At 69.1% G+C, this 23,397-nt stretch carries 20 protein-coding genes; 16 read left to right on the plus strand and 4 right to left on the minus strand.

Features of this window, described 5'->3' with window-relative positions; translation table 11 throughout:
• Positions 1 to 23: 23 nt before the first annotated feature.
• A complete protein-coding gene (locus tag LLH23_05080; GenBank protein MCE5237846.1) occupies positions 24 to 1,952 on the plus strand; it encodes a hypothetical protein in 1,929 nt (642 codons plus the stop codon).
• A gap of 5 nt (positions 1,953 to 1,957) precedes the next feature.
• Positions 1,958 to 3,148: a prolyl oligopeptidase family serine peptidase gene (locus LLH23_05085; GenBank protein ID MCE5237847.1), complete on the plus strand. Its 1,191-nt coding sequence runs from the start codon at positions 1,958 to 1,960 to the stop codon at positions 3,146 to 3,148.
• Positions 3,149 to 3,186: 38 nt separating this feature from the next.
• Here LLH23_05085 and LLH23_05090 read toward each other — a convergent pair whose 3' ends face one another.
• Positions 3,187 to 4,968 carry a VCBS repeat-containing protein gene (locus LLH23_05090; protein MCE5237848.1) on the minus strand — a complete coding sequence of 594 codons (1,782 nt, stop codon included), beginning with the start codon at positions 4,966 to 4,968 and terminating at the stop codon, positions 3,187 to 3,189.
• 511 nt (positions 4,969 to 5,479) lie between these two features.
• On the opposite strand from LLH23_05090, the gene LLH23_05095 reads away from it, so the two are divergent.
• The 6 genes from LLH23_05095 (at position 5,480) to LLH23_05120 (ending at position 11,901) form a co-directional block, all read left to right on the plus strand.
• Positions 5,480 to 6,130: a DUF1559 domain-containing protein gene (locus LLH23_05095; GenBank protein ID MCE5237849.1), complete on the plus strand. Its 651-nt coding sequence runs from the start codon at positions 5,480 to 5,482 to the stop codon at positions 6,128 to 6,130.
• Positions 6,131 to 6,378: 248 nt separating this feature from the next.
• Complete coding sequence (locus LLH23_05100) at positions 6,379 to 7,386, plus strand: zinc-binding alcohol dehydrogenase (protein ID MCE5237850.1); 1,008 nt, start codon at positions 6,379 to 6,381, stop codon at positions 7,384 to 7,386.
• The gene (locus LLH23_05105; GenBank protein ID MCE5237851.1) at positions 7,383 to 8,387 is read left to right on the plus strand and encodes a Gfo/Idh/MocA family oxidoreductase; all 1,005 of its coding nucleotides are present in this window, start codon (positions 7,383 to 7,385) and stop codon (positions 8,385 to 8,387) included. The genes LLH23_05100 and LLH23_05105 overlap by 4 nt, the downstream gene beginning before the upstream one ends.
• Positions 8,388 to 8,438: 51 nt before the next feature.
• Positions 8,439 to 9,395, plus strand: a complete 957-nt coding sequence (locus LLH23_05110) for an NAD(P)H-quinone oxidoreductase (GenBank protein MCE5237852.1) — start codon at positions 8,439 to 8,441, stop codon at positions 9,393 to 9,395.
• A 26-nt stretch (positions 9,396 to 9,421) separates the two neighbouring features.
• A complete protein-coding gene (locus tag LLH23_05115) occupies positions 9,422 to 10,165 on the plus strand; it encodes an SDR family oxidoreductase (protein MCE5237853.1) in 744 nt (247 codons plus the stop codon).
• A gap of 137 nt (positions 10,166 to 10,302) precedes the next feature.
• Entirely contained in the window at positions 10,303 to 11,901 is a 1,599-nt protein-coding gene (locus LLH23_05120) for a hypothetical protein (GenBank protein ID MCE5237854.1), read from the plus strand.
• 71 nt (positions 11,902 to 11,972) lie between these two features.
• On the opposite strand, the gene LLH23_05125 is transcribed toward LLH23_05120, so the two are convergent.
• Both LLH23_05125 and LLH23_05130 read right to left on the minus strand, forming a co-directional pair.
• Positions 11,973 to 12,281, minus strand: coding sequence for a hypothetical protein (locus LLH23_05125; protein MCE5237855.1), 309 nt, complete (start codon positions 12,279 to 12,281; stop codon positions 11,973 to 11,975).
• Between the two features lie 6 nt (positions 12,282 to 12,287).
• A complete protein-coding gene (locus tag LLH23_05130) occupies positions 12,288 to 12,500 on the minus strand; it encodes a hypothetical protein (protein MCE5237856.1) in 213 nt (70 codons plus the stop codon).
• 131 nt (positions 12,501 to 12,631) lie between these two features.
• Between LLH23_05130 and LLH23_05135 the strand changes: the two genes are divergently transcribed.
• The 8 genes from LLH23_05135 (at position 12,632) to LLH23_05170 (ending at position 22,410) form a co-directional block, all read left to right on the plus strand.
• A complete protein-coding gene (locus LLH23_05135; GenBank protein ID MCE5237857.1) occupies positions 12,632 to 13,372 on the plus strand; it encodes an SDR family oxidoreductase in 741 nt (246 codons plus the stop codon).
• Positions 13,373 to 13,477: 105 nt separating this feature from the next.
• Positions 13,478 to 14,308, plus strand: a complete 831-nt coding sequence (locus tag LLH23_05140; GenBank protein MCE5237858.1) for a PIG-L family deacetylase — start codon at positions 13,478 to 13,480, stop codon at positions 14,306 to 14,308.
• Between the two features lie 43 nt (positions 14,309 to 14,351).
• Positions 14,352 to 15,884 (plus strand): thiamine pyrophosphate-dependent enzyme, encoded by a 1,533-nt coding sequence (locus LLH23_05145; GenBank protein ID MCE5237859.1) that lies wholly within the window; start codon positions 14,352 to 14,354, stop codon positions 15,882 to 15,884.
• Positions 15,885 to 15,917: 33 nt separating this feature from the next.
• Complete coding sequence (locus LLH23_05150; GenBank protein ID MCE5237860.1) at positions 15,918 to 16,706, plus strand: MBL fold metallo-hydrolase; 789 nt, start codon at positions 15,918 to 15,920, stop codon at positions 16,704 to 16,706.
• Positions 16,707 to 16,748: 42 nt separating this feature from the next.
• Positions 16,749 to 18,302 carry a TIM barrel protein gene (locus tag LLH23_05155; GenBank protein ID MCE5237861.1) on the plus strand — a complete coding sequence of 518 codons (1,554 nt, stop codon included), beginning with the start codon at positions 16,749 to 16,751 and terminating at the stop codon, positions 18,300 to 18,302.
• Positions 18,303 to 18,612: 310 nt separating this feature from the next.
• Positions 18,613 to 20,844 (plus strand): formate C-acetyltransferase, encoded by a 2,232-nt coding sequence (gene pflB, locus LLH23_05160; protein ID MCE5237862.1) that lies wholly within the window; start codon positions 18,613 to 18,615, stop codon positions 20,842 to 20,844.
• Positions 20,845 to 20,858: 14 nt separating this feature from the next.
• Positions 20,859 to 21,581 (plus strand): pyruvate formate lyase-activating protein, encoded by a 723-nt coding sequence (gene pflA / locus LLH23_05165; protein MCE5237863.1) that lies wholly within the window; start codon positions 20,859 to 20,861, stop codon positions 21,579 to 21,581.
• Between the two features lie 178 nt (positions 21,582 to 21,759).
• Positions 21,760 to 22,410 carry a DUF1559 domain-containing protein gene (locus tag LLH23_05170; GenBank protein MCE5237864.1) on the plus strand — a complete coding sequence of 217 codons (651 nt, stop codon included), beginning with the start codon at positions 21,760 to 21,762 and terminating at the stop codon, positions 22,408 to 22,410.
• Positions 22,411 to 22,582: 172 nt separating this feature from the next.
• On the opposite strand, the gene LLH23_05175 is transcribed toward LLH23_05170, so the two are convergent.
• Positions 22,583 to 23,239 (minus strand): zinc ribbon domain-containing protein, encoded by a 657-nt coding sequence (locus LLH23_05175; GenBank protein ID MCE5237865.1) that lies wholly within the window; start codon positions 23,237 to 23,239, stop codon positions 22,583 to 22,585.
• Positions 23,240 to 23,397 lie beyond the last annotated feature (158 nt).

Here is a 23,397-nt window from a genome sequence, read left to right on the forward strand (position 1 = left end):
TTCCGTTGGCAGGTGAACGCATCGTGACGACCCCCTCGTGGATCGCCCCCGGCCGGTTGCGCTGGGTCTGGGCTCTGTGGGAGCCGATTGAGCTGTACATGCGCGGGGGCTATGGGGCCGGCATTGGTGACGGCCGCGCCACCGGCCACTGGGTGCGCCGCTGGTATGAGCGCATGCACAGCGACGAGATCCTCGACCAGTTGGCCGAGGCGGGCGTCAACCTGCTGACGACCCACTACTACAAGGGCTTCGGCTTGCAGGCGGAAGCGGCCGAGATGGCCCGCGCCGCCGACTTCACCCGGCGGGCCCACCGGCGCGGCCTCCGGGTCCTGGGCTACCATCAGTTCAGTTCCGTCATCTATGAGACGATGTTGGACGAGGTGCCGCACCTGCGGGACTGGATCCAGCGCGCGCCCGACGGGAGCCTGCGCACCTACGGCGGGGCGCCCTGGCGCTGGATGGCCTGCCCCAGCCACGACGACTTCATCGCCTACCTCAAGCGCGTCATGACCTCCTGTGTCGTGACCCATGGCCTCGACGGGGTCGAGTTCGACGGCACCGCCTACGACTGCCACTGCGACAACTGCCAGCGGCTCTTCCGCCAGTACCTGACGGAGCGCCACCCCGAACCCCTGGAGCGCTTCGGCCTGCCCCATTTCCGCCACGTGCGCATCCCGCCGGTCTGGGGCGCCAAGGATCCGCTCTGGCAGGAGTGGGTGCGCTTCCGCATGCAATTGATGGGCGACCGTCTGCGCGAGTTGCGGGAGTACGTCCATGGGCTGAACCCCGAGGCGGCGTTGGTCACATACGAGGACTCGCCGGCGCTGCACAAGCGGACACGCACGCGACTGCTGCCCGACTGCGGCGACACCCTGGACCTGGCGGTCGCCGAGAGCCACGACATGCCGCAGGTGCTCGACGGGCAACTCATCACCAAGGCCCGCCACTTGCAGGAGGGCACCGCCATCGGACGGCTCGTGCTCTCGACCGACTGGCTGCGGCAGGCCGGCGGCGGCACGCGCCTGCCGTCTGAGGCGCGGCCGGTGGAGCTGGACATGGCCGAATGCCTGGCCTGCGGGGGGCATGTGCTCACCGCCACCTGGGCCCTGCGCTCCGGGGATAGGCGCGACGGCTCCGCCTTCTTCGAGTTGCCCGAGTTCCACCAGGCCCTGCGCCGGTTCATGGGCTTCGGGCGCGACCACGAGGCACTCTATGCGGGGGCTGCGCCAGCGGCCAACGTGTGGGTCTACCACGGCCTCGATGCGCTCTGCTTCGACCACGCCCACGCCTACAACAGCATCCTGGGGTGGGAGCAGGCGCTGCTGGGCCGGATCGGCTTCCGCATGGCCAAGGAGCACCACCTGCCGGAGTTGGGGGCGCGCGACGTGCTGGTGGTGGCCAACCAGACGTGCCTGAGCGACGCGGAGTGCGCGGCGCTGCGCGCCGCCGTCGCGCGTGGCGTCAAGCTCGTGCTGACGGGCGCCACCGCCGACTGTGACGAGGACTTCCGGCAGCGCGAGCAGTCGCCGCTGACCGATCTGGCCGATCACCCACGGGTCCGAGCCTTCGCCGTCTGCCCCGGCGCCACTCCCCAGCCCGAACACGAGGCCGGGGGCTGGATGAGGCCCGTCCTGCCTGAGCAGGCCGAGCGCATGCGCGAGACGGTCCGCAAACTCGCGGCTGAGGGTCTGGCGGTCGAGCTAGCGCCTCCGGCAGAAGCCTATGTGGACCTCTACCACACCGCGGGTGGTGTCGTGGCACACGTGGTGCACTATGGCGCGGGGGCTCCGGCGGGCGCGCGCTTGCGCGTGGCGCCGTGGCTGGCTTCAGGCGTGGCGCTGCTGCATTCGCCCTTCTGCTCCGCCGCCGTAGAGCTGCGGCCGGATGGCGACGGCTGGCTGAGTCTGCCTGACGACTGGGGATGTTACGCCGCCGTGGAGTTCGCGAGGTAGCCCTGATGAGGCCCCGTTCCTGTGCCGTGCTGCTTGCCTGTGTGGTCATGTCGGCGGCGCTGGCGGCCGACGAACCCGTGCCCACCGTCCCGGGCATCACGTTGCAGGACTTGCGCGTGCCCTCGTCCGTGGATGGCAAGGAGCAGCCGGTGATCGTGGGCGTGCCTGACAAGTACGACCCCGCCCAGCCCACCCCGCTGCTCGTCGGAGTGCATACCTGGTCGGCGACCTACATGCTCTATGCCAAGCCGCTGGGGACGGCCTGCGCCGAGCGCAACTGGCTGCTCGTGCTACCGCACTTCCGCGGGCCCAACACCACCGGCAACCCGGCCGCGCGCGAAGCCGGCGGCTCGCTGCTGGCGCAACATGACATCGTGGACGCGGTGCGCTACATGCAGGGGAAGTACAACGTGGACCCACGACGGATCTACGCCATGGGGGGGTCGGGCGGCGGCCACATGTCGCTGTTGATGGCCGGCAAGTACCCGGACCTGTGGGCCGGGGTGTCGAGCTGGTGCCCCATCACCAGCCTGCGCGAATGGCACGAGCAGCCTGACAACGGCTATGCGCCCCACATTGAGGCCGTCACCGGCGGCAAACCAGGGGCGAGCCCCGAAGTGGACTTCGAGTACCTGCGCCGCAGTCCGCGCACGTTCATCACCAACGCCGCCAACACCAACGTCTTCATCGGGCATGGCGACAAGGACTCGCTCATCTTCAATGGCCAGACATGGAAGACCTATGAGGTCCTGCGGCCGCTGCAGCACCGGGTCGAGTTCTACAGTTGGTCCGGGGGGCACCAGATGCTCAACAGTCGGGCGCTGGACTGGCTCGCTGCGCAGACCCGACCGGTGGCCCCGCCGCTGCAGCAGCATCTGGTCAGCGATGAGGGCAAGTGGTACTTCTGGGCCTACGTCGAACCCGATGCGCCCCTGACCCTCGCCCAGTGCGACGCGATCGTCTCCCCGGCCACCGCCGCCGCGCGCAACAGGCCGGCCGCACCGGCCCGGTGCCAGTTGACGGTGGCCCACGCGCGCGTCGTGCGGCTGAAGCTGCGGGAGTTGGGGCTGGGGGAGATCAGGAGCGTCACCTGCGACGGCCAGCCGCTGGCGGCGAGCGCGTACACGGTGGCTGACGGCACGTTCGAACTCAGGCCGGCCGCCCCGCAGCAGACCGCCTACGTGTTGACCTTCTGAGGACGTGCCGGTACCAGAGACGGGGGTGGGTCACCCGCTCACGGCGCCGGCAGCATGGTCCAGACGGACTTGCAGCTACCCTCCCTCGTGGCGACGTTCTGGAACAGCATGGGATCGTCCCAGTTGCGCCTGGTCTCCTGCAGCGGCTCGAACAGGTGAGGCTGGGGCGTTGGCCACGCCCGCCTGTGGGCGATGTCCGGCCAGAGCCGCTGGTAGCAGTCGGGAGTCGTCGTGACGAAGGCAACGAACTGTGACCCCACGATGTCATCGTCGTCGTGCATGTGCCCCATCCGGTTGACCAACGGAACGCCTCCCCCCATGAAGCTGTAGAACCCATCTGCCGTTAGCTGTGCCTCCGACGACTGCTCGACGACCCGTCGGAGATGGACGGTCATGGTGTTGACGCACGCCTCGACTTCACCGACCACGTCGCCCCAGGGGGTGTCATCTCTCTCGATGCAGGTGATGCACACGCCCAGGAGCTCGGGGTGCCCGCCCGCTCGCTGTTCCGCATCCGACAGGATCGTGACGTTCGGGAACGTGGTCAGCGCCTGCTCGGCACTGATGACCGCCTCTTCTCCCCGGCCCAGTGAGTGGGTGTGGTACAGCGCGTCGGATGGCCACCACACCCGCGTGCTGTTGGGTGTCTGGAACCGCGAACGGAAGGCGATGGGGATGAAGTAGATCTCGTCATTGGTCGTCTCGTTCTTGACGACGTCAATCACCCGGATCAGGTGAAAGCGCCACGTCCTGGCCGGACTGGTCGGGGTGGTGGGGCCGGCCACGGTCGCAATGGGGCGGCTGCGGGCCACGCGCACATCGCCGCGCCGGGGCTCGGGTGCGGTATCGCGCGTGAAGGCCGCCAGGTCCGCCTTCCCGTCACCGTCGAAGTCGCCGACCCTGGGGACCTGCTCCCCCGAACAGAAGCTCGTTTGGACCACGCGAGGGTCCGCGAAGCCGGCGCCATTGCTCGCCGCGCACTTCACCTCGCCGTTGGCGCGGTTGAAGGTGAACAGGTCGCACTTGCCGTCGCCGTTGAGGTCGCCCGGCTCGATGACCTCGTTGGCGCTGGACAGGCGCGCCTGCCAGGGGCTGGAGTCGCCAAAGCCGAAGTTGTTGGTGCCGCGGGAGAGGGCCACATACACTTGCCCCGCGTTCCAGGCGCCGCCGGCGGCGATGGCACAGGTGGCGATGTCCTCACAGCGGTCGCCGTTGAAGTCCCCCACCACCGGGACCTCCGCCCCAACGCCAAAGAACTCGTGCGCCTTGTACGCCGGGCTGAATCGGCCGGTCTCGGCCAGTGCCAGGTAGACGTCACCCTCGGCCTCCCCGGTGCGGGTGCTCATGTAGAAGGCGATGATGTCGTCCTTGCCGTCGCCGTTGACATCCCCCACGGCCGGTGTGGCGCCGCCCCGGCAGAAGTCCGTGTGCCACACCGACGACGGCCCGAAGCCACTGCCGCTCGCTAGCGCCACATAGACATCCCCGGCCCCCGGCTCCCCCTGCGTGTCGCGCACGAACAGGGCGATGTCGTCCCGGCGGTCGCCATTGAAGTCCCCCACCAGCGGCACCTCGCTCCCGATGCAGAAGAACTCGTGCCACTTGCTGAGCGGGCCGAAGCGGAGACGGTCCGACAGGGCCACCCCGACGTCACCGCGCCCCGGCTCGGGCTTGGTATCCCGGATGAACACCACGACGTCATCGGCGCCGTCACCGTTGAAGTCGCCGATGAGGGGGACCTCCTGGCCCACGGCCAACAGGTCGTGCCAACACGTCACACTCACATAGGCCTGCCCCCAGACTCCGGTGGTCGCGAGCACGCCGACGACCATGCAGACAGGCAGGAGAGCCCATCTGGCTGACCTCGCACACGGCCGCATTGGTCTCACCTCTATCCCTCGTGGGGTACTTGACGCGGTCTGCCCCACGCCGCAAGCACGCCACGGCGCGGTGCCGCGCGCGGCCCCCCGGCCTCGGGAGAACTGGCGAACCCTCCGGCTCCCTCTGCGCCGCGGGGAGGCAGTCTCCGGATGACCGCCGGGTAGTCAGTGCTGTGACGTGAGCGTCGAGGTCAGAAGAAGAGCCGGACCATTCCCTGACGAGTCTATAGCACCCTCCACCCAGAGTCAAGCAGTCACATACCACAGTACAGCCATGTGTGTCATCCTGGTGGGGGAATCGCCTGCCCGGCGCCCTTGACCGGGGGCGGAGCGGTCCGCCCCTCACAATCTGCAGCAAAAAAGGCCGCACGAGAGGAGGGAGGAACGCGGGCTAACGGCGAACAATACACACACGATAGTAGTACTCATTCGTCTGGAGGTGTGCTTCAACATGCGACGAGGCTTCACCCTCATTGAGTTGCTGGTGGTCATCGCGATCATCGCCATCCTGGCGGCGATCCTGTTCCCCGTCTTCGCCAAAGCCCGCGAGAAGGCGCGGCAGACCAGTTGTCTGAGCAACCTCAAGCAGCTCGGGCTAGCCATCATGCAGTATGCGCAGGACTATGACGAGAGGATCATCGGCTACGTCGGCGGCACCGGCAATCCCAGCCCGGCGTGGTACCAGGTCGTTGAGCCCTACATCAAGAACACACAGATACTGGCGTGCCCCAGCGCCAACCTGGGCAGCAACGCCTACGGCTGGAACAACGAGCTGAGCGGCAGCACCGCCATCGGCACCATCTTGCAGCCGGCGGCCACGGTCCTGGTGGCCGACGCGGGCCGCTTCGTCTACCCGACCCCGAGTGACATGGACCCGGGCACCTGGGTCCTGAACGGCAACTGCCACTGGCAGATCACCTGGCCGGGGTCCGGGCCCTGGGCGTCCGGCAGTTGTCAGGGTACCTGTACGCGACGCATCCATATCCGCCACAACGATGGTCTGAACGTGACGTTCTGCGACGGCCACGCCAAGTGGTACAAGCCCATGCCCCTCATCGGCTTCCCCAAGGGCGACGCCAACTGCCTGTGGGACAAGACCTAGCCTCCGCCGCGAGCCACAGGGCGGGCGCTTCCCCCATCGGGAGCGCCCGCCTATCGTTTGTGCCGCCCCCTAGCTACCTCGGCGCAGCGCTGACTCCATGGTCGCCGCACCCGACGCAGATCACTGCCCCTGCGGGGAGGCCGCACGCGCCCGGCGGGGAAATCAGCACCGACCTGGTGAACCGTGCGGCGGTCGCTGAGGTCCCGAGACGCTGATTGTGCAGATGGTACGAACCCGGAGGAGTTCACATGACCGGCCACTATGTTGTCGTTGAATCAGTCGGAACGGCGGTGCTGAAGCCGTTCGAGGTCCCGCCGCCCGGGGCCGGCCAGGTGCTGGTCGAGACCGACTACACCGTCGTCAGTGCCGGCACGGAGCGAGCCAATCTGATCGCCCTGCCCAACACGCCCGGCACTTTCCCCTACTACCCGGGCTACTGCGGCGTCGGGCGCGTGACGGAGGCGGGGGAGGGTGTCGAGAGCGTCGCGGTCGGCGACCGGGTACTGCTGACGTTCTCCTCGGGACACCGCTCCCACACGGTGCAGCGGGCGGCCGACCTGACGGTGGTGCGCGACGAGCGCGTTGCGTCGCTCGACGCCGCCTTCGTCCCCATCGCCGCGATGGGCCTGCAGGGCGTGCGGAAGATCAAGCTCGAACTGGGCGAGTCGGCCATGGTTATCGGGCTGGGGCTGCTGGGCATGTTCGCCACCCAGTCGGCGCGGATCGCCGGGGCCGTGCCCCTGATCGTGACCGACTTCGACCCGCGCCGCCGCGACCTGGCCCTGCGGCTGGGCGCCGATTATGCCTTCGCGCCCGACGAGGCGAACCTGGCTGAGAAGATCAAGGAGCTGACCTACGGCCAGGGCCCCAACGCGGTGGTCGAGGTCACCGGTGTGGCCGCCGCGCTGCAGCAGGCGCTGACATACGTGGCCTGGCAGGGCCGCGTGAGCTTACTGGGCTGCACGCGCATTCCCGACGCCAACATTGACTTCTACCAGTACGTCCACCGGCGCGGCGTGTCGCTGATCGGGGCCCACACGATGGTGCGGCCGCAGGTGGACTCCTATCCGGGCTACTGGACGGCGCGCGATGACTATCGCGCGCTGCTGGCGTACCTGGCCGCCGGGCGGATGCAGGCGCAGCCGATCATCTCCGAGATCGTCTCACCCGAGCGCGCGCCGGCAATCTACAGCCGCCTGGCCGAGGACCCGCACCCACCGCTGGGCATTGTCTTTGATTGGCAGGAGCTACGATGAGCAAGATCAAGATCGGGCAGATTGGCGTTCGGCACGAACACGCCTCGGGCAAGATGGATGCACTCAGGCGGCTGACGGACCATTACGAGGTCGTCGGCCTCGTCGTCGAGGAAGGCGCCGCCGAGGCCGCACATGGGATCTATGACGGCGTCCCGCGCATGACCGAGGAGGAGCTGTTCAGCGTCCCCGACCTGCAGGCCATCGCGGTCGAGACGGACATGAAGGACCTCGTGGCCACGGCGACGCGCTGCATGGAGCGCGGGCTGCACATGCACCTGGACAAGCCCGGCGGCGAGGCCATGGAGCCCTTCCGCCGCCTGGTGGACGGCTGCCGCGAGCGCAGCGTGGCCCTCCAGCTCGGCTACATGTACCGCGTCAACCCGGCGATCGGGCTGTGCTTCCGCGCCGTGCGCGAGGGCTGGCTGGGCGACATCTTCGAAGTCCACACGGTGATGAGCCGGTGGGATGATGACACCTATCGGCGCTTTCTCCTGCGCTTCCCGGGCGGGGCGATGTTCAACTTCGGCAGCCACCTGATTGACCTGGTCGTCGCCATGCTCGGGCGGCCCGACAACGTCGTCTCCTTCCAGCGGGCCACCCGCGAGGACGGGCTCACGGACAACGGGCTCGCCGTGCTCGAATACCCACGCGCCACGGTCACGATCCGAGCGGCGATTGTCGAAGTAGACGGCATGAGGCACCGCCGGCTGATCGTGTGCGGGACGAAGGGCACCGCCGAGGTCTACCCGCTGGAGCGCCCGTGGAACGGCTACGCGGACCCGCTCCAGGTGCGGCTGACGCTGCAGGAGGCAAACGCGGAGTATGCGGCCGGCACCCACATGGTGGATGCCGGCGTGATGAACAACCGCTATGACGACCAACTGATCGAGCTCGCGCGCATCATCAACGGTGAGATCGAGAACCCGTATCCGTACGACCACGAGCTGCTGGTCGAGGAGGTCGTCCTCGCCGCCGCGGGCTACATGCGGTGGGGCGAGTAGCGCCCGGATCTGAAGCGGCGCCGCTGAACACAGACTCACCTGGAGCCAACGATGCATGCAGTCCTGATCGCAGCCGACCAGTCGCTTGTCTGGAGCGAAGTCCCCGACCCGACGCCCGGGCCTGGGGACGTCGTCATTGATGTCCACGCCGCGGCGCTCAATCGCGCCGACCTGATGCAGCGGGCGGGCAACTACCCGCCGCCGCCGGGCTGGCCGGAATGGATGGGCCTGGAGGTCGCGGGCGTCATCAGCCACGCCCCGACGGGCGGCCGGTTCCGCGCCGGCGACGAGGTCTGCGCGCTGCTGGGCGGGGGCGGCTATGCCGAACGGGTAGCCGCGCCGGCGGGGATGGTCCTGCCGATCCCGGAAGGCCTCACGATGGTGCAGGCCGCCGCGATCCCCGAGGCCTTCGCCACCTCGTATCTGAACCTGTGCATCGAGGGAGGCCTGCAGGCCGGGGACACGGTGCTCATCCAGGCCGGGGCCAGCGGCCTGGGCATGGCGGCCATCCAACTGGTGAAGGCGCTCGGGGGCACGGTGATGACGACCGTGAGCACCGAGGAGAAGGCGGCGTTCGTGCGCGCCCTCGGCGCGGACACCGTCGTCAACCGCACCACCGACGACCTCGCGGCGGCCATGGAAGCGCACCCGGTGGACATCGCGCTCGACTGCATCGGCGGCCCGGACCTGGGGCGCTGCGTGGAGAAGATGGCCCTCGGCGGTCGCTGGATCGTGATTGCGACGCTTGGCGGCCCGAAGACCGAGTTGGATGCGAACGTGTTCTTCCGGCGGGGCCTCCGACTGATCGGCAGCACCCTCCGCAGCCGCACGCCCGAGATGAAGGCCGAGATTCTGGCCGGGCTGGAGCGCGTGCTGTGGCCCGCGTTCAGCGCCGGCACAATCAAGCCGATCATCCACGCCACGCTGCCCATGACGCAGGCCGCAGAGGCCCACGCCATCCTGCAGCGACGCGAGAACCTGGGCAAGGTCGTGCTGACCAGCGGCTAGGTAGTCGGCACGCGAGGAGTGACACGATGGACTTGCAGGGCAAGGTCGCAATCGTCACCGGCGCCGGGCAGGGCATCGGCCGAGCCATCGCCCGACGCTTCGCCGCGGACGGGGCGGCGGTCGTCGTGGACGACATCAAGCTCGATGATGCCCAGGCCGTGGCCGATGAGATCGCGGCCGCCGGTGGCCGGGCTCGGGCGGCCGTGGCGGACGTCACCCAGAGCGACCAGGTCCGCGCGATGGTCGCCGCCACACTCGACGAGTTCGGGCAGATTGACATTCTGGTCAACAACGCCGGCGGCGGCGCGGCGCTGCTGGGCAAGAACAGTGCGTTCAAGGACGCCGCCGAAGAGACCTGGAAGTGGGTCATTGACCTGAACCTCCACGGCACGATGATCTGCACCCAGGCCGTGCTGAACCACATGGTCGAGCGGCGGGCGGGCAAGATCATCAACTTCGGCTCCATCGCCGGCGTCGGCGGGCTGCTGAACTGGACCGACTACGCCGCGGCGAAGGGCGCGATCATCGCCTTCACCAAGTCGCTGGCGATGGAGGTCGGCGAGTACGGCATCAACGTCAACTGCCTGTCGCCCGGGGCGATCATGTGCTATGGCGAGCGGGACTGGACGCACGGCACGTGGCTGCGGCGCGGCGGGTGGCCCGAGGAGGTCGCGGCCCTCGCTGCCTTCCTCGCGTCCGACGAGGCCAACTACATCACTGGCGCCAACTACATGATTGACGGCGGTCGCACGCTCGGGCCGCTGCGTTAGTGCCGCGCCCGCGGGGGCGTTGGCGAGCCAGTAGGGCAGGCGGCTCGCCTGCCTGGCGCGGGCGGGCCGCCCGCGCTACTGGGTCATTGCGCTGAACTCGTAGACGCAACGCTGGAGCACCCACTCGGAGAAGCACCATGACCAGCCAACTGCGCGGCAGCTTCATCGCTACCGGCAACGTCCGCAACGCGACTTCGGCCTGCCACGACTATCCGCTCTCCCTGCTGCTCTCAATGTGCCGCGCGGCCATCGCGAGCAACAACCGCGTCTTCATGTATGGCGACCGGCTGATCCGCGCCAACCCCCACTGGGTCCGCGATCATGTGCTGACGATGAAGGGCTTCCGCTACTTCGAGCCCGACCTGACCAGCTTCCTGGACCTGATGCTCGAGACCCAGACCGAGACCGGCTTCTTCTACGAGATCATCGCCCCGCTGACCGACGGACACTCCGGCGACTACGGCCCCGACACCTGCTGCCTGCGCACCCCCGAGAACGGCTTCGGTCTCGCGCGGCTCGAACTCGAAGCCGACATCGAGTACCTGATGGTCGAGGGCGTCTACATGATCTGGCAGGCGACCGGGGATGACGAATACCTGCGGCGCAACGTGCCGCGGCTGGAGAAGGGCCTGCGCTATCTGACCAGCGACCCCAAGCGCTGGGAGCCGACCTACCAGCTCGTCAAGCGGCCGCGGACGATTGACACGTGGGACTTCCTCGACCGCGCCTCCTCCAGCACCGACCGGGCGATCCACGACGACGACCCGATGGGCCTGATGCACGGCGACAACACGGGGCTGTACCAGGCCGAGCTGCTGCTGGCCAAGATGTACCGGCAGCTTGGACAAGAAGCGGAAGCCGCCGGGTGGGAGACCGAGGCTGCGGCGCTGCGCGAGCGCATCAACCGGCACCTGTGGAACGGGCGGTTCTACAAGCACTTCGTCCGGCTTGACGACACCGACTACGGGGTAGATGAGACGTGGCAACTCAGCCTGTCGAACGCCTCGGACATCAACCGGGGCACCGTCAGCTTCGACATGGCCCGGTCCATCATCCACGAGTACCGCGGGATGCGCGACAAGTTCGGCGGAGAGCTGGACGACTTCCGCAACCTGGAGCCACCGTACCCGCGCTTCCACGAGCGGAACGCGGGTGAGTACGTCAACGGCGCCATCGCGCCGTTCGTGGCCGGGCAGTTGGCGCTCGGCGCGTTCGAGTTCGGCGAAGAGGCCTATGGCGCGGACATCCTGTTCCGCATGGGCCGGAAGATGAGCCGCGAGGGCAAGGTGGCGTTCCTGTACAGCTACGCCGGGCAGGACATCGGCGGCGGGCCGCGCTGCTGGTGTGGGGCCGAGTTGATGAACGCGCTGGCCGTCGGCCTGGCCGGCGTGCGGGACCAGGGCGCACTGTTCCGGCACGTCGTCCTATCGCCGCGCTGGGTCGCCGCCGGGGAGCCGCAGGCCCATGTCCGGCTGGAGTACGCCGTGTCGGGAGCGTACGTGGAATACCACTTCGCCCATGACGAGGCGCAGCGGCGCCTGACCTTCACGCTGCTATCGGGCCACGACCGCGCCGACCTGCGGCTGCTGCTCCCCCCCGGCACGGACGCGAGCCGCGTCACGCTCAACGGCGCGCCGGTTGAGGCCGGCAGCGAGTTGGTGGCCGAGAGCCGTTACGTGACGTTGGCTGACCTGCCGGCCGGCGCGGTGGTGGAGGTGACATACGCCGAGGCGTGAGGAGGGCGGCCCGGCGGAGTGTCCTCCGCGGCGGCGCCTCGCACTATGAGGCCGCAGGACAGCGGCGCCAGTCACGGGCTGCGCGCCAGCTCGGACGACAGGGCTGTCAGGCGGCGTCGCAGTGCGGCCACGCGCCGGGCGAGCGTGCGCGCGGCGAAGGCCTCGGTCTGCGGGCCGCCGCCCCTCAAGTCGCGTTCGGCGCGCTCCAGGTCGCGGGCCGCATAGGTGCAGCGCAGGAAGGCCTTCGCGACCGGCGCAGTCATCGGCGGAGGCGTGCGCAGAGCCAGCAGCGGCGCCACGTCTGCGGGCAGGGGTACGCCGTGGCGGTCACAGGCCTCGCGGATTCGCAGCGGCTGCTCCGGCCAGATGATCTTGGGCACCGGGCTTCACTCCTCGACGGCAGGGCTGTAGCGCGTGCCGAGGAATACGTTACGAGCGAGACCCCAGTCCAGGTTGTCCAGGACGGCCCTCTCCGCCCTTAGCAGCGGCTGCTTGCGGTGGCTGTGGGCGCTGCAGGTCGGCACGCACAGGGCCATGCACGAGCCGAGCGCCGGGCCGATGGCCTGCGCGCAGGACATCGGCACAAACGTGGGCTTCATGGGAGATGCTCTCCTGTGGTACGTGTACGCCCGGCGCCAGTTGCCGGTGCGCTCGCGTAGTATAGCACCAAGCGCCCGTAGCGCGGCGCCTAGACAGAATCTCAGCATCAGCAGAACAGGCGGTGCCTGGCATGGAGTTCCAGAACCAGACGGCCATTGTGACGGGAGCGGGCTCCGGCATGGGACGGCTCACCTCCGAGCGGCTGGCGGAGGAAGGCGCGAATGTCGTCGTGGTGGAGGTGAACCCCGAGGCGGCCGAGACCGTCGTCGCCGGCATCCGTGAACGGGGCGGCACGGCCATCGCCTCGGTCACCGATGTGCGCGACTACAGCCAGGTCCAGGCCGCCGTGGCCCTGGCGCTTGACACCTACGGCAGCGTCGAGTTGCTCATCAACTGCGCCGGGGGAGCCTCGGCGCGGGTGTGGGGGCGCTCGGAGGGCTTCACCGACCTGGACATCGAGATCATTGACTGGGGCATAGACGTCAACTTCCGCGCCCCGATCTACTTCGCCCGCGCGGTCCTCGGCCACATGATCGAGCGGCGCAAGGGCGTCATCATCAACATGGGCTCGGTGGAGGGCGTGACTGGTTCGGGCGCGGCCGAATACGGGGCCTCTAAGGCCGGCCTCATGGGGCTCACGCGGTCGCTGGCGCTCCTGGGGGCGCCGCATGGCGTCCGTTCGTGCTGCGTGTCGCCCGGGCCGGTGCTCACGCGCCCGGCGATGGCCAACATGAAGACCCGCCTGGGCCGCGCCGCCGAGCCGGCCGAGATCGTGGACCTGATCCTGTACCTGTGCTCCGACAAGGCGGCCTTCATCACCGGGCAGAACTACACGATAGACGGCGGGCGCAGCATCGGGGGCATGGGCTAGTGCCCCGAGCCTTCAGAGTCGGAGTCGTCAAGGGCACCGCCAAGCCGATACTGGGCCGCCGCAGGTGAACTGACGCGGACGCCAGACCCTACAGGAGTCTCCCTGATGACAGATGACGGCAAGCTGAGCATTCTGGTCATTGGCGCACATCCCGATGACTGCGACCTGCGGTTTGGTGGGACGGCGATGCTGTACCGCGCGCTGGGGCACCAGGTGCGGTTCGTGTCCATGGCCAACGGCGACGCGGGGCACTACTGCGAGGGCGGCGGGCCGCTGGCGCGGCGGCGCTATGCCGAGGCCCAGGCGGCGGCGCGGATCGCCGATGTGCGCTACGACACCATGGACATTCACGACTGCGAGCTGGAGCCCACGGTCGAGAACCGCAAGCTCGTGATCCGGCTCATGCGCGAGGCCCGGGCCGACCTGGTGCTGTGCCACCGCGCGAACGACTACCACTCGGATCACCGCGCCGTGGGGGTGCTGGTGCAGGACGCGGCCTACACCGTCACCGTGCCCAACGTCTGCCCGCTTACCCCGCCGCTGGAACGCTCGCCGGTGGTAGGCTACCTGTTCGATGCCTTCACCGACCCGACACCCTATCGCGCGACCGTGGCGGTGGACATTGATGCCGTCATGGAGCGCAAGATTGACATGGTCGGCTGCCATGTCTCGCAGGTGCACGAGTGGCTGGTGTACGAGAGCATCGGGCTTGAGGGCTACCCCGAGGATGCGGCCGGCCGGCGGGCGCACCTGGCCGACCGGCTGTACGAGCGCTACGCGGAGGTGGCTGACGCCTGCCGCGAGGCCCTGGTGAAGTGTTATGGCCAGGAGCGCGGGAACCGGGTGCGCTGCGCCGAGTCGATCATGATCTCCCAGTATGGCCGGGGCCTGCGCGACGAAGACTGGCCGATCTACTTCCCGTTCCTGCCGCAGTGAGCCGCCGTCCGCCTGTATGGTCGCGGACGAGAGAGGCATGACAATGGGCCGTTCACCAGGCGAGGCGCCCGTCGAGATGACAGGCTACGAGGCGGTGGCGCAGGCACTGTGCCGGCACGACGCGACCGTGTATGGCGTGCCGGGCTTCCCGGCGAGTGAGCTCGGCGAAGCCTGGAGGGCCGCCGCGGGGGCACCGCCCCCCTGGTCCGTCAATGAGCGTGTGGCCTTCGAGATGGCCTTTGGCATCGCGGCGACCGGGCGCAACGCCGCGGTGATCTGCAAGCAGGTCGGCGCGCTGTCGCTGGCCGACTCGCTGGCCAACGCCGCCTCCCACAGCGGGGGCGGCGGCTTGCTGCTGGTGGTCGCCGACGATGTAGGACCGGAGTTCTCGACCATCGAGGCGGACGGACGCCTGCTCGGGGCGGCGCTGCGACTGCCGGTGCTCGATGTGGCCGACCCGGTCTCGGCCGCAGCCGCAGTCGCCGAGGGCTTCCGCCTGTCGGCGCTGGCGCGAGTTCCGGTCACGGTGCGCGCGACGCAGCATGCCCTGCGCCTGAGCGGCATGTGCCCGGAGTTGCCGCAGGTCAACTGCGGGGGCGGACCGATTGAGCGGGCGGTGGTCTCCGGCCTGTCCAAGCGCGGGCGTCATGCGCACTTCTGGGCCACTGTCCAGCCCCTGCTGGCCCGCGAGTTGGGTGCCCTCCTGCCGCCGCTGCCCGTGCCCGAGGGAGACACGGCAGTCGTGGCCTGCGGGTACCCGGCGGTGCTGGCGCAGGGGCTGGACCGGCCGGTGATCGTGTTGCCCTATAGCTGCCCGCTGTCGCCGTGGCCGTGGCTGCTGGAGGCGCTGTCGCCCTATCGTCACCTCCTGGTGGCCGAAGACGGCGCGCCAGTGCTGGAGCGAGAGCTGCTGCAGGTGCTGGCGCCTCAGGGCGCGGCGGCGAAGGTGCGGGGCCGGCTGACTGGCCACCTACCGCCGCTCGGGGCGGTCAGCGCCGACGACCTCACGGCCGCGCTGGCGACGGTCGGCGATCCGGTGGCCACCTGGACGGTGGAGGCGCCGCAGCCACGCACCCACCGCCCCTCCTCTCGACCGGAGAACCCGCTGGTGGCGGCCGTCGGCGCCCTGCGGGAGGAGATGCCCGACCTGCTGCTGAGTGTGGATGTGGGCTCCCCGAACCGCACCAGCGCCTCGGACATGGCGCTGGCGCTGGGAGCGCCCGTGAGCACCGCCGCCGGCGCGGCGCTGGCGGGGCGTCCGTCGCTGGCGGTCCTCGGCGACTACGGCCTGTTCCACTCCGCCTGGTCGGCGCTGCTCGAAGCCGCCGCGCGGCAGGCCCCGCTGGTGACGGTGATCCTGCTCAACCGCGAGATGGAGTTGACCGGCGGGCAGGCCCTGCCCGTGCCCGAGCAGTTGCTGTCGCCCGAGGGTTTCGCACGCCTGCTGGAGGCCTCCGGCCTGGGCCAGCCGCTGTGGTGGCGGCTGCCCCAGCCGTCCGAGGTGCTGCAGCGCCGTCTGCGCGGGTTGGTAGCGGCCCGGCAGTTCCGCGTGGTGGTCGTGGAGGAGGAGAGGTAGGGACGGCGCCCCTCGGCGGCGAAGAGTGGCGCCATGCGACTTGTGTTTCTCGGTACCAGCCACGGCAGTCACACCACCTCCCGCTACAACAGCTCCACCTTGCTCGAAGTCAGCGACAGCCACTATCTCATTGACTGTGGCGAGCCCGCGACCGGCACCCTCGTCCGCTCCCAGATCGGCCTGGAGCGCTTGCGGGCGCTCTTCGTCACTCACCTGCACGCCGACCACGTCGGCGGCCTCGCGCAGCTGACCAACATGCTCGTCAAGCGGAGCGATCCGCCGCAGGTCGTCCAGTACTGCCTGCCCGAAGAGGGCGCGGCGAACATCGAGCAGTACCTACGCACGCTGTACCTGAACCTCGACGGGGGGCGCATCCAGGTGCACCTGCATCCCGTGCGTCCTGGTCCGGTGTACGAGGATGAGCAGATCACCGTCAGCGCCCGCTACAGTGCGCACCTGACCGGCTCCTTCGACAACCCGAAGCTCGGGCCGCAGCCCTGCAGCGGGCAGTCCTTCTCGTACCTCATGGAGGCGGAGGGGAAGCGTCTCGCCTTCTCTGGCGACCTGTCGGGCGCCCTGCGAGACCATGCGCTGGATCACCTGCGCGACGAGCCATTGGACCTGCTCGTCATGGAGATGACCCACATCAAGCCGGAGGACATCCTGCCGGTGGTGGGCCGGATGCAGGTGCGACAGGTGGCCCTGTATCACATCCACGACCCGTGGCACGGAGAGGGTGAGGCGACGCTGCGCCAGTACTGTGAGCAACACCTGTCCTGCCCGTGCCTGATCGCCCACGACGGCGACGAACTCGTCCTGTAGCCCACGGACGGCTGTGCGCCGACCGGCGGCGGAAGGGGTCCCATGTCTTTCACTCTGGCGGTCATCGCCGACACACACCTGCCCGCGATGGCCGACACAGCCCAGGAGGCCTGCCTCGACTGGGCCCTGACGACGTTGGCGGCGCGCCCGCCCGAGGTCCTGGTGGTCGCCGGCGACATCACCGCCGCCGGCTCGCCGGAGGCGGCCGCCACCTTCCGGCGCAAGCTGGACGGCTGCGGTCTGACCTGCCTCGTCACCCCGGGCAACTCCGACCTGCGCGACCCCGCGCAACGGGCCGCAGTCCTGCAGGCCCTCGCCAGTCCCACCGTAGCGGATCACCCCGAGTGTCGCGTGGTCCTGCTAGACACGTGTGAGGGACAGGTGACCGACGCGGCGCGTGCGGCCCTGGCGCGGGCCGCCGAGGGGGTGGGGGACAGGGCCCTGGTCGTGGTCACGCACATCCTGCCGGAGATGCTGCCCCTGGAAAGCCGCCAGTGGCTCGAGGCGTGGGCGCGGCGGGCTCGGCCCTCGCTGATCGTGGCAGCGCACTCGCACCGCGACCGTGAAGTCTGCTGGGCCGGGGCGCCCACGCACACGGTGCGGGGTCTCGACCCCGACAAGGCCATCGGCGGCCCGCCGGCGGCGGCGCTCTTCACGCTGCAGGACGGCGGCTGGCAGCGCAGCGAATGGAGCTTCCCGGGGGGCACGGTCGAGGGCTGGTCAGACGACGAGCGAGAGGAGTTCGGCTCTCTGCTGGGCCTGGCGTGTCCCGGCGAGGCCCCCGACGGCCTGCTGCGGGCTGCTGTGGAGGGTGTGGGCTGTGTCGAGCTACGGGCCAGGACTGCCGCGACCGAACCGGAGGCCCTGCGCGAGGCCCTCGGGCAGTGGCGGGCAGCGGGCGGACGGTACCTATCCTGGCACATGCCGGACGTACCGTGGCACGAGGATGAGAGCGAGCCGCCGGAGGTCGCAACGTGGGGGGAACTGCTGCGCCTCGGCCTGCAGAGCGGGGTGCAGGCGCTGACGGTCCACGTCCCGCGCGTGCCGGTGAGGCTGATGCAGCCCGGCTCGCCGACGTGGCGCAGTGTCGCCGACACGTTCTGTCGGCTGCTGGAGCCGGCAGCCGCGCGGGGTGTCCGCATCGTCATCGAGAACATGCACATGACGGCCCGCGATGCGCCCGATGACTCGCGCCGCTATGGCTATCTGCCGGATGAATGCCTGGCCTGGGTCGCGGAGCTGCAGGCGCGGCTGGGGAGCGAGGCGGTCGCGATGCTGCTGGACCTTGGCCATGCGCGCAACAACGACCCCTTCGCCGGCGAGTTCACCCTCGGCGCCTGGTATGCCCTGGTGGGGCGGCAGACGGGCGGGTACCATATACATCAGGTCATCACCGCGAGCGGGGGCATGCACAACCACCAGCCCTTCACGGGTTTCTACGGCCCTCTCGTTTCCCTCAGTTCGTTCCTGTGGGCGTGGCACACCGGTCAGCTGAACCACGCGCCGGTGTTCATTGAGGTCCGCGACGCGGAGGGCCAGACGGCAAGCCTCCAGGCCCTGCGCGACGGGCTGTCACAGGGCGGGGTGTCGGCGTAGCCGACAGGGACCCCGCCTGAAACGTCGCCTCGCTGGCTTCCCGCGGCGGGGTCCCCGTCGGCCTTCGCCTGTGGCTGCGGCCGACACCCCGCCCTGAGGCTCGGGCAGTTGACCGCCGGCGCTCCGGGGGTGTACAATACCTGCACAATCAAGCGTTGCTCTGAGACTGGCGGAAGTGGAGTTCACCACAGGGATCAGAGCAGTTGTACGCGCCGACCGCCTGGGCCCCGACATGGAGTGGCCCAGGCTTTTGCGTTCCAGGCCCGTGCTGCCATGGCGGGATCTCACCACCTCCCGAGGAGGGAAGATCATGGCCCAGGATGCCTGGCGCGGATTCGACAATGGCCCTTGGCGCGATGGGATCGCCGTCCGCGATTTCATCCAGCGCCACTACACCCCTTACACCGGCGACGAGGCCTTCCTCGCCGACCCCACCCCTCGCACCCGGCACGTTCTGGCCGAGGCCCAACGCTTGATGCAAGCCGAGGCCGACGCCGGGGGCGTACTCGACATTGACACCTCCACCATCTCCTCTCTGCTGACCTACCCGGCTGGCTATCTCGACCGCGAGCACGAACTCATCGTCGGCTTGCAGACCGACGCCCCGCTGCGACGCGGCGTGAATCCCTTCGGCGGCATCCGCATGGCGCGCGCCGCCTGCGAGGAGTACGGCTACACGCTGGACGAGCGGGTGGAGGAGATCTTCTCGTACCGCACCACCCACAATGAGGGCGTCTTCCGCGTCTATACCGACGAGATGCGCGCGGCCCGGCGCAGCGGGGTCATCACCGGCCTGCCGGATGCCTACGGTCGCGGCCGCATCATCGGCGACTACCGCCGCGTGCCACTCTACGGCGTGGACCGGCTGATCGCCGCCAAGCAGGCCGACAAGCGCGCGCTGGGCCGCGGGCCCATGACCGAAGAGACCATTCGTCTGTCCGAGGAGTTGCACAAGCAGATTGACTTCCTGGGCAAGCTCAAGGACATGGCCGCGCTCTACGGCTACGACGTCTCCGGCCCGGCGACCACGGCCCGTGAGGCGGTGCAGTGGCTGTACTTCGCCTACCTCGGCGCCATCAAGGAGCAGAACGGGGCGGCGATGTCGCTGGGGCGGGTGAGCGCCTTCCTGGACATCTACTTCGAGCGCGACCTGGCCGAGGGCACGCTGGATGAGGCGGGCGCGCAGGAGTTGATGGATGACCTGTGCCTGAAGCTGCGGCTGGCTCGGCAACTGCGGACGCCAGACTACAACGAGCTGTTCGCGGGCGACCCCACGTGGGTCACTGAAGCCCTCGGCGGGCAGGGCGAGGACGGGCGCACGCTGGTCACGCGCACCAGCTTCCGCATGCTCCACACCCTCTACAACCTCGGCCCCGCGCCGGAGCCCAACCTGACCGTTCTGTGGGCGCAGACGCTCCCCGCAGCCTGGAAGCGCTACTGCGCGCGGGTCTCCATCGAGACGGGCGCCATCCAGTACGAGAACGATGACGTGATGCGGCCGCTGTATGGCGACGACTACGGCATCGCCTGCTGCGTGTCGGCGATGCAGACCGGTCGGCAGATGCAATACTTCGGGGCGCGCTGCAACCTCCCCAAGGTGCTGCTCATGGCGCTCAACGGGGGCCGGGACGAGATCAGCGGCACCCAGGTCGGGCCCGAGCTGCCGCCCCTGCCCGAGGGCGTGCTCGACTACGCTACGGTCATGGAGCGCTTCCGCTTCTACCGCGACTGGCTGGCCGGCCTGTACGCCAACACGATGAACGTCATCCACTACATGCACGACAAGTACGCCTGTGAGAAGCTGCAGATGGCCCTGCACGACACCACCGTCGAGCGCCTCATGGCCTTTGGCGTGGCCGGGCTCTCCGTGCTGGCGGACTCGCTCAGCGCCATCAAGTACGCGCAGGTGACCGCGCGTCGCGACGAGCGCGGGCTGCTAACGCAGTTCGAGGTGGCGGGCGACTACCCGCAGTTTGGCAACGATGACGACCGGGTGGACAGCCTCGCGGCCGAGCAGATCAGCGAGTTCGAGGCCAGCCTGGCGCAACACGAACTGTACCGCGGCGCCCGGCCGACCCTGTCCGTGCTGACGATCACCTCCAACGTCGTCTATGGCCACAAGACGGGCATGACACCCGATGGCCGCCCCGCCGGCGAGCCCTTCGCCCCCGGGGCCAACCCGCTCCACCACCGCGACCGCTGCGGGGCCCTGGCCTCGCTCAACTCGGTGGCCAAGCTGCCCTATGAGAGCTGCCAGGACGGCATCTCCTGCACGTTCTCGGTCACGCCCGCCACGCTCGGCCGCAGCCTGCGCAGCCGCAGTGGCAACCTGGTCAGCCTGCTGGACGGCTACTTCAGCCAGCAGGCCCACCACCTGAATGTGAACGTGGTCAACCGCGACCTGCTCATCGAGGCCATGGCTCACCCCGAGCGCCACCCGCACCTGACCATCCGCGTGTCGGGCTATGCGGTCAACTTCCACAAGCTCAGTCGCGAGCAGCAGGAGGAAGTGCTCGAGCGGACCTTCCACGAGGCGATGTGAGGCACGGGATCGCCATGACTGGACGCCTGCACTCAATCGAGACGCTGGGGGCGCTGGACGGGCCCGGCCTGCGCGCCGTGGTGTTCCTGCAGGGCTGCCCCTTGCGCTGCCAGTACTGCCACAACCCCGACACGTGGGACCTCGCCGGCGGCACGGAGATCTCCGCCGAGGCGCTCGTGGCGCGGGTGTGCCGGCTGCGGCCGTACTTCGGGGCGCAGGGCGGGGTCACGCTCTCCGGTGGCGAGCCGCTGGCCCAGCCGCAGTTTGCGGCCGAGGTCTCGCACCTGTGCCGCGCGCAGGGCCTCCACACCGCCCTCGACACCAGCGGCGCCTGTCCCGGCCCGGCCGCCGCTGAGGTTCTACGCCACACCGACCTGGTGATTCTCGATCTCAAGGCCACCGACCCCGAGCAGTACCGGGCGCTGACCGGCGGGGAACTGTCGCGCACGTGGGAGTTCGTGCGTCAGGTGACGGCGGCAGGGGTGGCGCTGTGGGTGCGGCAGGTGATCGTGCCGGGGTGGAATGACACGGAGGCCGACGCGCACCGCCTGGGCGAGGCGCTGCGGGGGTTGCCGACGCTGGAGCGCATCGAGCTGCTGCCGTACCACACGCTGGGCCTGAGCAAATGGGCACAACTGGGGCTGCGCTCACCGCTGGCCGACCGCCCGGCGGCTGACCCGGAGCACGTGGCCCGGCTGGAGCGCTGCGCGCGTGCGGCCAGCTTCACCAACTCGTGAGCGCTCGGGAACAGCACCTCCCATGGCCCTCGCCTGGCACACTCAGCCCCCGGGTGAGGCCGTGCGAAGACACCATCCTCGTTACCCCGGCGATGAGGCAGAGCCTCTGGAGGAGTCGCCGCCCTCGAGGCGAAGTTGCCCTCCGCAGCACGCACAACCACAAAGGGGAAGTGATGCCATGCGCCGCGGTTTCACGTTGATTGAGCTTCTGGTTGTCATCGCGATCATCGCCATCCTGGCGGCGATCCTGTTCCCGGTGTTCGCGAAGGCGCGTGAGAAGGCACGGCAATCGGCGTGCCAGAGCAATCTCAAGCAGCTTGGACTTGCCATCCTGCAGTACACCCAGGACTATGACGAGAAGATGCCTTTGCTGGCGCCGTACAATCCCGCTGGCACCCAGGTCTACCTCCAGGACAACATCGCTCCGTACATGAAGAACACTCAGCTCTGGCAGTGCCCCAGTGCAGCGGGCCAGTACTGGGCCACCTACGGGGTGCCGGCAGTCTACGTGAGCCAGCAGGTGGTGACCTATGGCATTCAGGACAACCTGGTGTACGTCCACAGCCTGGACCATTTCGGCCGAGTGAACCCACCACTCTCGGTTGGCGCAATCGTCCGTCCGGCCGAGATCTACATGATGACCGACTCGGCCTACTACACCAACTGGATCCGCAACACCGCCGCCGCGACGCTGGATCCCGCTGGCGTCAACCGCATGCGCTTCCCCCACAATGGCGGTATGAACGTCCTGTATGTGGACGGTCACGTGAAGTTCGCCACCGAGTCGGCCATGCGCGGTGGCAGCGTGGATGACCGGTGGTACATGTAGGTCTGGCGCAGGCGGCAGGTCCTGAAGCGCGGCAACCCGGTGTGCCCGGCCTCCGGGCGCACCGGTCCAGGACCGCTTGACGCCTGGCTGCGGCACCAGCCTGGTAGACAGGAACCTCACGGCGTGCCTCGTGCGCGACACGGTCAGCGCGTCGAGGCCCGCTCGCTCGCCCTCAGTGTGCCACCACGCACAGGACCGCGCCTGCCAACGTGACGGCCAGCGCAAGCCATAGCAGGCTGCAACCGATGCTGGTCCTGGCCCTGACCGGAGTCCTGACGACCACCGGCGGCATGGCGACGCCCGGTGTGGGCGGGAGGGCTGGGGTGCTGCTCAGCAACTGCTGCAGCCGCTGCTCGATCTCCAGTCGCTGCGCGGGGTCAAGCTGGTCGCCCACCTGCTCCCAGGGCACTCGCACTGACCTGCTCTCGGTCGCCAGGTCCAGGGCCTGTCCGCTCTGCAGGTCGGTCCTCATGCGCGCCGCCAGTTGCTCCTCGTACGCCTCCATCAGCCGCCGCCACTGCTCCTCGGTCAGCCACTGCTGCTTGTCCACGGCCTCCTGTGGGAAGCTCAGGTGGACCTGCGCCGTGACGGTCCGATTGACGGAGACGACCCCCCCCGGCGTCGGCCCAGCAGTTGGTGGCAGCGGGGGAACGATGATCGACTCGGGTGGCCGGGGTGTGGCGGGGACAGGGGGCGTCGCGGCGACAGGCGGAGACGGCTCCGTGGGGTCGGGGCTGCGCAAGACCGCCCCACAGTGCGAACAGGTCTCGCTGTCGTCAGGCATGACCGCCCCGCAGTTGGGGCAGGTGGTTCCGCCGAGTCTAGTCACCGCGTCGTCCTCTCTCCGGGGCAGGGCTCAGAACGTACTCCTACCCGTCCCGTCCTCAGCTTCAGGCTATGCTATCGTCCCGCACACAGGTTCGGACCGGCAGCGGCAATCTCCTGCCCGGAGCGCGCGTGTCGGGTCGCCACGTGCCATGCAGCCCC

The sequence above is a fragment of the bacterium genome (assembly GCA_021372615.1).
Classification (GTDB): Bacteria; Armatimonadota; Zipacnadia; order Zipacnadales; family UBA11051; genus JAJFUB01.

Coding starts and splice junctions, on each gene's coding strand:
- LLH23_05110 (MCE5237852.1), top strand. CDS start 8,439: ATGCATGCAGTCCTGATCGCAGCCGACCAGTCGCTTGTCTGGAGCGAA.
- LLH23_05095 (MCE5237849.1), top strand. CDS start 5,480: ATGCGACGAGGCTTCACCCTCATTGAGTTGCTGGTGGTCATCGCGATC.
- LLH23_05150 (MCE5237860.1), top strand. CDS start 15,918: ATGCGACTTGTGTTTCTCGGTACCAGCCACGGCAGTCACACCACCTCC.
- LLH23_05115 (MCE5237853.1), top strand. CDS start 9,422: ATGGACTTGCAGGGCAAGGTCGCAATCGTCACCGGCGCCGGGCAGGGC.
- pflB (MCE5237862.1), top strand. CDS start 18,613: ATGGCCCAGGATGCCTGGCGCGGATTCGACAATGGCCCTTGGCGCGAT.
- LLH23_05155 (MCE5237861.1), top strand. CDS start 16,749: ATGTCTTTCACTCTGGCGGTCATCGCCGACACACACCTGCCCGCGATG.
- LLH23_05105 (MCE5237851.1), top strand. CDS start 7,383: ATGAGCAAGATCAAGATCGGGCAGATTGGCGTTCGGCACGAACACGCC.
- LLH23_05120 (MCE5237854.1), top strand. CDS start 10,303: ATGACCAGCCAACTGCGCGGCAGCTTCATCGCTACCGGCAACGTCCGC.
- LLH23_05140 (MCE5237858.1), top strand. CDS start 13,478: ATGACAGATGACGGCAAGCTGAGCATTCTGGTCATTGGCGCACATCCC.
- LLH23_05145 (MCE5237859.1), top strand. CDS start 14,352: ATGGGCCGTTCACCAGGCGAGGCGCCCGTCGAGATGACAGGCTACGAG.
- LLH23_05135 (MCE5237857.1), top strand. CDS start 12,632: ATGGAGTTCCAGAACCAGACGGCCATTGTGACGGGAGCGGGCTCCGGC.
- LLH23_05085 (MCE5237847.1), top strand. CDS start 1,958: ATGAGGCCCCGTTCCTGTGCCGTGCTGCTTGCCTGTGTGGTCATGTCG.
- LLH23_05130 (MCE5237856.1), bottom strand. CDS start 12,500: ATGAAGCCCACGTTTGTGCCGATGTCCTGCGCGCAGGCCATCGGCCCG.
- pflA (MCE5237863.1), top strand. CDS start 20,859: ATGACTGGACGCCTGCACTCAATCGAGACGCTGGGGGCGCTGGACGGG.
- LLH23_05100 (MCE5237850.1), top strand. CDS start 6,379: ATGACCGGCCACTATGTTGTCGTTGAATCAGTCGGAACGGCGGTGCTG.
- LLH23_05170 (MCE5237864.1), top strand. CDS start 21,760: ATGCGCCGCGGTTTCACGTTGATTGAGCTTCTGGTTGTCATCGCGATC.